The sequence below is a fragment of the Clostridioides sp. ZZV15-6597 genome, from assembly GCF_020657815.1.
Classification (GTDB): Bacteria; Bacillota; Clostridia; order Peptostreptococcales; family Peptostreptococcaceae; genus Clostridioides.
In genome coordinates this window covers 39948-49782 of the sequence record NZ_JAGWCT010000021.1, presented here as the reverse complement: position 1 = coordinate 49782, position 9835 = coordinate 39948, and the positions used below count along the sequence as shown (strand labels likewise).

Annotated in this window: 9 protein-coding genes; 3 read left to right on the top strand and 6 right to left on the bottom strand. The window is 26.7% G+C overall.

Annotated elements, in window-relative coordinates; genetic code table 11:
* The first annotated feature begins 299 nt into the window (after positions 1–299).
* Positions 300–707 (top strand): helix-turn-helix domain-containing protein, encoded by a 408-nt coding sequence (locus tag KGF52_RS07215; protein WP_227839626.1) that lies wholly within the window; start codon positions 300–302, stop codon positions 705–707.
* 231 nt (positions 708–938) lie between these two features.
* Here KGF52_RS07215 and KGF52_RS07210 read toward each other — a convergent pair whose 3' ends face one another.
* Together KGF52_RS07210 and KGF52_RS07205 are read right to left on the bottom strand one after the other, a co-directional pair.
* A complete protein-coding gene (locus KGF52_RS07210; RefSeq protein ID WP_227827249.1) occupies positions 939–1148 on the bottom strand; it encodes a hypothetical protein in 210 nt (69 codons plus the stop codon).
* A gap of 37 nt (positions 1149–1185) precedes the next feature.
* Positions 1186–1395, bottom strand: a complete 210-nt coding sequence (locus tag KGF52_RS07205; RefSeq protein ID WP_227434281.1) for a helix-turn-helix transcriptional regulator — start codon at positions 1393–1395, stop codon at positions 1186–1188.
* A 298-nt stretch (positions 1396–1693) separates the two neighbouring features.
* On the opposite strand from KGF52_RS07205, the gene KGF52_RS07200 reads away from it, so the two are divergent.
* Together KGF52_RS07200 and KGF52_RS07195 are read left to right on the top strand one after the other, a co-directional pair.
* The gene (locus KGF52_RS07200; protein WP_227839625.1) at positions 1694–2113 is read left to right on the top strand and encodes a helix-turn-helix domain-containing protein; all 420 of its coding nucleotides are present in this window, start codon (positions 1694–1696) and stop codon (positions 2111–2113) included.
* 227 nt (positions 2114–2340) lie between these two features.
* Entirely contained in the window at positions 2341–2796 is a 456-nt protein-coding gene (locus KGF52_RS07195) for a hypothetical protein (RefSeq protein ID WP_227434279.1), read from the top strand.
* Positions 2797–2965: 169 nt separating this feature from the next.
* On the opposite strand, the gene KGF52_RS07190 is transcribed toward KGF52_RS07195, so the two are convergent.
* The 4 genes from KGF52_RS07190 to KGF52_RS07175 form a co-directional block, all read right to left on the bottom strand.
* Complete coding sequence (locus tag KGF52_RS07190; RefSeq protein WP_227839624.1) at positions 2966–3763, bottom strand: N-acetylmuramoyl-L-alanine amidase; 798 nt, start codon at positions 3761–3763, stop codon at positions 2966–2968.
* 1 nt (position 3764) lies between these two features.
* Positions 3765–4028 carry a hypothetical protein gene (locus KGF52_RS07185; protein ID WP_227839623.1) on the bottom strand — a complete coding sequence of 88 codons (264 nt, stop codon included), beginning with the start codon at positions 4026–4028 and terminating at the stop codon, positions 3765–3767.
* A gap of 253 nt (positions 4029–4281) precedes the next feature.
* Positions 4282–4635, bottom strand: coding sequence for a CD1375 family protein (locus tag KGF52_RS07180; protein WP_227839622.1), 354 nt, complete (start codon positions 4633–4635; stop codon positions 4282–4284).
* A gap of 17 nt (positions 4636–4652) precedes the next feature.
* The gene (locus KGF52_RS07175; protein WP_227839621.1) at positions 4653–9833 is read right to left on the bottom strand and encodes a chromosome condensation regulator; all 5181 of its coding nucleotides are present in this window, start codon (positions 9831–9833) and stop codon (positions 4653–4655) included.
* Positions 9834–9835 lie beyond the last annotated feature (2 nt).

Here is a 9835-nt window from a genome sequence, read left to right as displayed (position 1 = left end):
TTCTTCATTATTAGAAAATTATATTTTCATACCCAAGTATACTTTAAAAGTAATCTATAAAATATATTATTGAAACTACTTTATTTTCAATATCTACTTTTGCCTATTAAAAGATATCTATAAATCAAAATAAACCATATATTTTCAATTATAATATGTTAAAATCATAGTATGAGTATATTAATTTAAGCAAAATGTCATTTAGACTTTATTTTAGTAATTTTATAGAACAAAAAGAATATACCTCGATTTTTAATGTCATTTAGACTTTTATTTATAAAAAGAAAGGAGTGTGTTTCATGGATACTTTAGGAAAAAGAATTGCTTATTTGAGAAACTCCAGAAAACTTACCCAGCGTAAACTTATGGATATTTTAAAATTTGAAAACTTAGGTAAGTTTGAAACTGGAGGTAGGAAGCCTAATTGCGATATATTAATGTCAATAGCTGATTATTTTGATGTTAGCACTGACTGGCTTCTATATGGAAAAGAAAAAGTAAACTCCAATAATAGTGTTGAAGAAAATAAGGAAGATTATTTGTATAATCTACATGTAACTGATGATGAAATGATGATATTAAATCTCTATAGGCAATTGAATGAACGTGATAAAATAAAAATAGAAGGAATGCTAGAGTTTAAGATATCTGAATATAAGGAATTAGAAAAACATTCTCCTACTGATAGTAACGATAAACCAGTTTAAACATACATAATTTGATACGAATTTACATCATTTATAAAGATTCTTTTTTTGTGCTAAATTAACAACTAAAATATGGATATTAAGTTGCTCAAATAAACTATAATTTAATTACAAACACATTTATTGTAGTTAGATTAACATATCCATATTTTAGTTTATATGTTTTTTATATATTTTTAAAAATATTCTATCTCACTATGTAATTCTTTCTATCTCTAATTAATATATTATTTATGTCTTTAATTCTTCCAACATCTTTTTATATACAATTGTACATCCTTTGTAATTTTCCTCTCTAAGAAGGATTGAACATGAAGTAGAATATTTAGTTAAAATATCCAGTTTTTCCATGTTTAAACTTCGTACACCATTGAGAGCCGTAATAAAATCATCAATTGCTCTACAGCACTCTATTACTCCTTCTGAATCTAATTTACACATAATAATATGCCCCTTCTTCATATATTAGTTATTAATATTAATCTTCTTCTGAATATTCTATATTAAGCAATTGATAAATTGATGATTTATATTTTTTTCCTGTTCTTCTGCCATTTAAAATAGCTGACAAATAGTTTTCATTAACACCGACTTTTTTTGCTAATTCCCTTTGAGTCATGTTTAATTCAATAAGCCTTTGCTTGACCTGTATTCCCAAAAAAGGTATCCATTTTTTTCGAGTATCCATTTAATCAAGTTTCCTTTCTAAGTGGATTTATATTTAATTTTATTATTAAATTTATACACCTCCCTCTGTTTAGTATATTTTTTAAATATGTACAAATATTAAGTACATGAATTTATTTAATACTAAATAAGATTTTTTGATTACTTTGTGCTAAAATTAGGATGTAATTTCGTATCATTAAATTAATTATAAAGTCATTTTGACCTTAAGTCAATATTTTTATGTCATTTTGACCTTAAATTTGCAACTATTTATATTTTAAAAAGTCTTTCTGACATTAATTGAATGGAGAGTGTTTATGGATACTTTAGGAGAAAGAATTGTTTATTTAAGAAAAACAAAGAACCTTAAGCAATATGAATTAGAAGAAATGTTAAACTGTGATAATTTGAGTAAATTTGAAAGAAATATTAGAAAACCAAATTATGAGATATTAAAATCCATAGCTGATATATTTAATGTTTCTGTAGACTGGCTATTAAATGGAGATAATATATCACAAGAATCAAATTTAATTTGCGATTCCTCACCAAACTATCCATTTAATAGCATAAGTTCTGATGAAATAAAACTTTTAAAAAACTTTAGAAAACTAAGTGATTATGATAGAGCAAAAATAGAAGGTATGATTGAATTAAAACTTCATGAATATGAAAAAGAGAAAGACTTTGAAAAAACTGAGTATAATAAAAATAAAGATAAAAAAATAGATAAATAATTTTTATGTTGCTTTTGATACGATTTTACATCATTTCTTTGCTCTAATATTTTTATTTCATTTATTTTCTTTTTTATAGTTTTATGATAAAATAATTAGTATATTTTGCTTTACTTGAATGTAATTATTTATACAAAAGTCAAACATAATATAAATGTAGTAAATTTTTAGTTTCAAGTAATCTCTCGTTATTATAACTAAATATTTATTAAAATTAGGAGGATAAAATGGGCTTAAAAGACAAATTCGCGCAATCATTTGCTAGATCAAAAACTATGAGTGGCCCTGAGAAAAAGGCTAATGAAATAATGGGTAAATTACTTCTTAAGAAGGCTATATTACCTATCGTTTTAATGTTCGTGATAATAATCGCTGGAGCTATGCTGAAAATCAATTCTTGGGTTACACTTGGCATAAATTTAGTTATTGCTGTTGGTGCTTTCTTCTACATAAGAAATTCTAGTAAAAAGTATCAAAACTTTAAACCTTATGTTGGCAATTTGATTAGTTTAGAGAAAAAAGGTAAAAAAGAGTATGTTGCTATTATAAAACAAGGTAAATTACCAGTTAAATTACAAATTGCTTATGGTGGTGAAGACCTTGAACATATTAAGAAAAATCAAATGGTTCAAATAAGTTATAATCCAGATGCTAAGATAGCTATTTTAGTTAACAGACAATAATTTTATAGTTTAATTATAAAAAGAGGTAGCATTTAATGCTACCGCTTTTATATTTGTTCATTTTTTTAATTTGTTTCGTTTTATTTAGTTTTCTAATTAAGCTAATTTATTCAAGTTTCCTATCTATTTGTTTTACACATTTATTTATATATATTTCTTTATTTATATTTTAATTATGCTTTTCTAAGTACTTTAACACAAGCTCAAAAGTTTCTTTTCTATCATTCCCAACAAATTCAATATATTTATCAGAATAATTTTTTACGACTTCAGTAGATTTTCCACCTATAGAAAAAATGTTTTTTGCCATTTTATTTTTATAGTCCTTTATATCAATTAATAAGCTTTTTTCTATATAAAATGACATTATGGTTGCAATTGCTTTATCAACTTCTCCAGAATATACTATTACATTTTCATAAGATTCCTGTAAGTTATCTTCTTCTTTTATATTTTTATTTAAAATGCCCTCTGCTATTAGTTTTGCAATTGTGTGTTTGCTTCTAATATAATAATCAGAGTCTACTTTACTGTCTACAAAACAAGTTTCGATTAGTATTGCTGGTGCTTTTGTATGATTAAGCCAGTATAGGTTTCTTATATCTTCTTTCGCTCCTCTATTTTTAAACACAGTTGAAAGTTTTGAGTTTACTCTTTTTGCATATATTTCTCCGTTATTTGTTTTATATATTGTTTCTGTTCCCATAGGATTTAGAGTTGTTTTATTTGCATTAAAATGGATTTGTACTGCTAGGTCTACATCTTGTTTGTTGGCTATTTGACATTGTTCTGATAGATATTCATTTGATTTGTCTATTTTACCAGTATATGTTGTTGCTCCTCCTAGTTTTAGCCATTTTACTATTAGGTCTGTTAGGATTCTGTTTTCTTTTCCTTCGTCTATATAGCCAACTGCCCCAGTTCCTTTTCCTGACAATGTGTGACCTGGTACTATTGCTACTTTCATATTATACACCTTCTTTTTGTAACATATCTTTTATATCAGTTACATTTTCTTTAATTTCCTCTACATCTATCTTCATTATTCCCATCTGTACAAGTATATTTTTATTTATTTCTTGTTGTTGAGTAGATAATTCTATAAAATTCTCTACAGTTTTTTTGTACATATCTCTATCTTCTTTTTTCTCTTCCATAGTGTTTTTAAATAGAAGAGCACATAATATCCCTATTGCCCCTAGACTACTCAATTCGGTTATTAACTTATCCATTATAGTCTCCTATCATCTAATTTTTTTATACTTACATCTTGAATTTTTACTATATTTTAATATCATATAGTACTCTATATTTTGACACTGCTACTTATATATTTAGTGTTTTAATTTTTTATTTCTTTTATAAATTAATTAAATCTATAAAATATTAATATAGCAAAAAATAAGTACAAGGTCTTAACTTTAGTAAGTAAGACCTTGTACTTTGCATAAAAAAAATAACTACTCTATAGTTATTCTAAGTTTACTATTCAACTGGTATTTCTAGTTCTTCACATCTAATTCTAACTTGTTCTCTAATTATTGTTGGTACCTCTTCTATAGTTTTCTTTCCTCTTAAAATTAATGCTACATATACTTCTACCATTCCACTTTCACCTCCAGATTTTGATGTATTAAATGCGCTTATACTGCGAACTTCATTGACAGGATTTTGACTTAATAACATCTCATATATTTCTGCATTTGCTATAAAGTTACTTGTTATATCATCATCTTGCTTTACTTGACCTGCACTTATGTCTGAAATATCTTTATATTGCATTTCTACTTTTCTACCTTGTTTGATTTGCTCTATTTTGTTTTTATCAAATTTAAACAATTTTTAACACCTCCATTTTAAGCTTCTGATTCGTTGTTTTCTGCATCATATCTAAAAATCATAGATGGACGTTTTATAGCTGTCCATTTATCTCCTTTTTCTACTATGATTTTAGGTTGAGCACTTTTTATGTTGGCTTCTTCTAATTCATAGATTTCTTGATAGCTTGAATCTGATTTTTTAATTTCAACTAGTTTCATGTCTTTAAATAAATCAGATTTATTTATTTTTACTTGAACCTTAGTCTTATTTATTAATTGATATATAGGGTCTCCAAGGTTTAAATCTTCTTCAAGACCTCTATCTAGTGTAATTGTAATATCTTGCTCATTAGATGTTGTATTGACTACTTTGTACATTCTATTGCCTATCATAACATAAGAGTCTTTAATTATAGAATTTCCAGTACTCTCTTTAAAAATAAATAAAGATGCATATAAATCATCACCTTTACAGTAAGCTCTAAATAGTATCTTATTCTCCCCTACCTTGATTTTATCTTGTGGTATTTCAAATGATATTTTTTCAGTAGTTAAGTCACTTATAGATTTTATACTTTCTCCATTTATAAGCATTTCTATTCTGCTTATATCTTTATTAGGGTCTTGTATTTTTATCTTAATTGATGAAATCGACTTTTCAGTAATTTCTATAGCAGCATTTGTTGTTCCTACTTCTGATATAATATATAATGTATTGTCTGTTGCAAGTACATCCTTTACTGTATTTACATCTTCAGAAATAGGTATTATTGTAAATTCTTTTAAAAATTCTACAGGTTGTTCAATCTTATATACATCTCTATTTTTCCCAGTAATCCATACTGAACTGTCATTTTTAAGTACTAATATATGGTCACTTCCATAAGATTTTATTTCTCTTATGTCTGTTAATGCTTTTGTAAAGAATTTAATTATAGTATTTTCACTATCACTTCCTAATCCTAAAGTACCTTTATCATTATACCCTTGTACAAATAATTCATTGCCTGTAGTTACTACTAAAGTATAGTTTTTACCACAATGTACTTCTTTACAGCTAGATACAGTTGTAATTCTTTGTAATTCAGTAACTGGATTATTATGCCCTATACCTAATTGATACTCTGAGTTTTTACCAATAGACCAAAGACTATCATCAGATTTTATAAAGTAAGTAAAATTATCTCCACATGAAATATGTTTTACATCTGATACATTAATCTGCACAAATTCGTCCACTTGATTTATAGATAAATCTTGCAATAATTCTCCATGGTAGTTTGTACCACATCCATACATTGTTCCATCATTAAGTAATATAATAATATGAGTTTTAGAAATAGATACTTCTTTTATATCTTCATATGGAAGCTCAGTATAAAGGTCTCCTTTGTACAAATTTCCTAATACTAAACCATAATCTATGTCTTTTGTAGTAGGTATAACTATCTTATTGTTTAGAAGTATAAAATTATGTCTATTTTTAATAGATGTTAAATCTCCCATTACAAAATTCATATGCTTATAATTAAATATTCTATTATCATTATTTCTACTATCATATCTATTACCAACACCTAATTGCCCATAATTATTTAATCCACAAATATATATATCATTAGTATCTTTTATTGCTATATTAGCATACTCTAGAGGAAGTATTTTCTTTACTCTTGTATTGGTTTTTATAAATGTATCTCTTTTTGCTACATCACCAAGACCTAATTGTCCATAATCATTAAAACCTGTGCCATATAAGTCACCATTATCACTTACATAATATCCACATCTACAACTCATACTTATGTCTTTTGCCTTTGATGCTATTTTTTTAATCTTCTCTGGAGTCTCACTTCCTGTACCTGAACCATTACTACATTTACCTGCAGTATATACATCACCTTCACTTGTAAGTAAAAGTACTGCATTATTTCTGTTTGGTGCTACCTTTACTACATTTGAAATTGGAATTTCAGAAAATGCACTTTGATTACTGTTACTATTTAGTCCTAAGCAATAATCAGTATTTAGACCTGTACTATATGCAGTATTATAGATTGTTATTATATAAGTATTTATTTCATTTGGTATAACTTCTTTTACATTTTCCATACACTTTATAAAACTATACTGGTCAGTAGTATTTCCCATACCTAGCTGTGAATTATTATTGTATCCACAACAATATGCAATATTTGTGTCTTTTACAATGAATGTTGTTGTATCTGAGCAGTATACATCTTTTACATTAGTTATATTGTTTACAGTAAATGTTAATACATCTGGATGACTACTTTCGCTTCCCAAACCTAGTTGTCCATGAGTATTTTCTCCACATGAATATAGTGTGTTATCATCTTTGATTGCATGTGAGTGAGTAGTCCCTAAAACTACATCTCTTACATTTTGTATATTTACTTTGGTAAATGTATTTCTATTTACTATATCACCTAGTCCCAACTGTCCTTTGGTATTTAGTCCTGTAGAGTATAGTGTTCCATCATTTCTAATTGCAAATGTTGTGTTTCCATCTATACTTGTTGATATTTTCTTTATGTTATCAAGGTCTATTTGAGTAAAGTTATTTCTATTTATTGTATCTCCTAAACCTAATTGTCCAGAACTATTGTTTCCTGTGGCATAGGCTGTTCCATCATTTTTGACTATAAACATTGTATTTCTTGATGTTGTAATTTCTTTTATATCATCCATAAATATAAATGAGTTTGATTGTTCAGTTATATTTGTGAATTTTTTTACTGGTTGATTATTATATTCTCCTATGCCAAGTTTGTTATTTTGATTCATTCCTGTCACATATATATTGTTGTTTTTATCTACTACTACTACACTATTTCCTTTTACAATGATATCTTTTATGTCTTTTAACCCTGTATCATAATTACTTACACCATCTAGGCTTGTTATATTTCCAAATTCTCCATTACTGGCAACACCATCTCCAAGTAATTTAGAATTAGAAGATTTAATTATAAAATTGTTTCCTAAATTTGAGTTTTCACATCCTAAACTTGAATATCCTCTGTATCCTGTAAAATTTGAACCAAATGTTTTTGGATAACCAGTGATATATGTAGTTCCTTTTTTAATATATAGTATATTACTAGGATTACCAACTACCTTTTCTATGTCAGAAAAATCTGGACTTAGTACAAAACTATAGTTATAATTATCATTTGTTCTATCAACATATTTTCCATATCTAGAGAAATTGTTTATAGTAATATTGCTAGATTGTGTATTTGAGTAATTATGTAGTCCTGTTAAATAAACCTTTCCATTTAAATCAACAATTGCGCAACCATAATCAAAAGGAAATACATTAATTATCTTTGGTAGATCAACCAACTCTTGATAAGTACTAGATTGTGAATATGGTCTATACTGTTTTACTAATGAAATTCCATAATCACTACCATAAGTGTTAACACCAAGCTGAGCATAATTATTTAATCCTCTAACATATAACCTTCCTTCATGGTTTATCATATAAATAGAATAATTATATGAAGCTATTTTTTCTATATTAGCAATATTTTGCTTATATGGATAATTTGATTTTGAATCTATATTTGTATATATACGATTACCCCATCCATACACTTCTTTTGAGTGATTTAAAGCTATAATATAATCATTTTCTACAGAAAAATCTTTTACATTTTCTAGCTCAATTTTTGTAAATATATTTCTATTAACTTCATCCTTTAAACCCAATATCCCATAAGTATTTAAACCACATGAATATAATGTTCCATTATTCTTAAGCACAAAAGTCGAGTTTCCATTTCCCTTTATATCCAAAACATTATCTATATCTACCTTAGTCATAACTGACCTATTAATAGTATCTCCCAGTCCTAACTGTCCATTATTATTTAAACCACAAGCATACAATGTACCATCATTCATAACAATAAACATATTGTTATTTGTCAACTCTATCTTCTTATAATCTTGAAAATTATCACTTAACTTTACATTTAAAAATTCACTATTATCCTTTGTAACATACAAATAATCATCATTGACCAATAGACCTGAATAATTATCTAAACTTGAAGATTGTATCTTTGAAAACTCATACAGAAAAGTTGTATGAAAAAATGAACCAAGTTGACCTGCTAAATTACAGCCAGATACAAATATCTCTTTTAAACCATTTATTAAAAAGTTAAATTGAGAACCACACTTAATATCCTTTATATTTTCTACGTTAACCTTAGCAAAAGTATTTCTCGCTGCTACATCTTTATTGGCATTTGCTAGTTGACCATAATTGTTTTGTCCTGTACTAAATAGTGTATTATCATATTTTAATATCATAGTATGGTTATTTCCACAAGAAGCATACTTAACATTATTTATACTAGAAAGAGTAAATACAATTGAATTGTTATTATTTCCTGTACCAAGCTGACCAACTCCATTATATCCTGTAGTATACATAGTTCCATCATTTTTAATAAGAATTGTATGACTACTACCACACGCTATCTGTTTTACATTATCCATACCTTCTATTTTATTAAAAACACTCTTATTTAAAGTACTATTAATTCCCAACTGCCCACTTGAATTTAATCCACATGCATGTGCTGTTCCATCCATTTTTATGATAAATACAGATTGATTATAAGTTACTACATCCTTTACACTATCTATATTCACCTTAGTGAAAGTGGCTCTGTTGTTAGTATCACCTAGTCCAAGTTGACCACTTGAATTTAAACCTGCTGAATATAATGTTCCATCATTTTTAAGTATAAAAGTAAAGTCATAACCACATGCAACAGTTTTTACATCATCTATTGGTAATTTAGTAAATTCATAATATACTGTAGACTCAATTACACCTAATTGACCTACATTACTTGTTCCTGCTCCATATGCAAATCCATCTTTAGTCACTGCTACACTATGCTTTGAACCACAAGATACGTATTTTACATTATCAATTTTTACTTTACTAAACATCCTTCTCTCTGACGAATCCTTTCCAAGTCCTAATTGAAAACCTGTATTATCACCACAAGCATATAAATTCCCATCTGATTTTAAACCAAAGGTACTATTACTTATACCAGTAAAAAATGCTACAAAATCATAATCATTATATCTTTTATCAAAATCATCAATCAATATATTCTTATCGTTAAAATAAGCACCACGTTGTAAAAGTTTATTTTGCTTCATTA

Bases quoted from the DNA above. Each gene is read 5' to 3' on its own strand.
- KGF52_RS07185 (WP_227839623.1), bottom strand. From the start codon at position 4,028: ATGGATAAGTTAATAACCGAATTGAGTAGTCTAGGGGCAATAGGGATA.
- KGF52_RS07175 (WP_227839621.1), bottom strand. From the start codon at position 9,833: ATGAAGCAAAATAAACTTTTACAACGTGGTGCTTATTTTAACGATAAG.
- KGF52_RS07210 (WP_227827249.1), bottom strand. From the start codon at position 1,148: ATGTGTAAATTAGATTCAGAAGGAGTAATAGAGTGCTGTAGAGCAATT.
- KGF52_RS07205 (WP_227434281.1), bottom strand. From the start codon at position 1,395: ATGGATACTCGAAAAAAATGGATACCTTTTTTGGGAATACAGGTCAAG.
- KGF52_RS07200 (WP_227839625.1), top strand. From the start codon at position 1,694: ATGGATACTTTAGGAGAAAGAATTGTTTATTTAAGAAAAACAAAGAAC.
- KGF52_RS07190 (WP_227839624.1), bottom strand. From the start codon at position 3,763: ATGAAAGTAGCAATAGTACCAGGTCACACATTGTCAGGAAAAGGAACT.
- KGF52_RS07215 (WP_227839626.1), top strand. From the start codon at position 300: ATGGATACTTTAGGAAAAAGAATTGCTTATTTGAGAAACTCCAGAAAA.
- KGF52_RS07195 (WP_227434279.1), top strand. From the start codon at position 2,341: ATGGGCTTAAAAGACAAATTCGCGCAATCATTTGCTAGATCAAAAACT.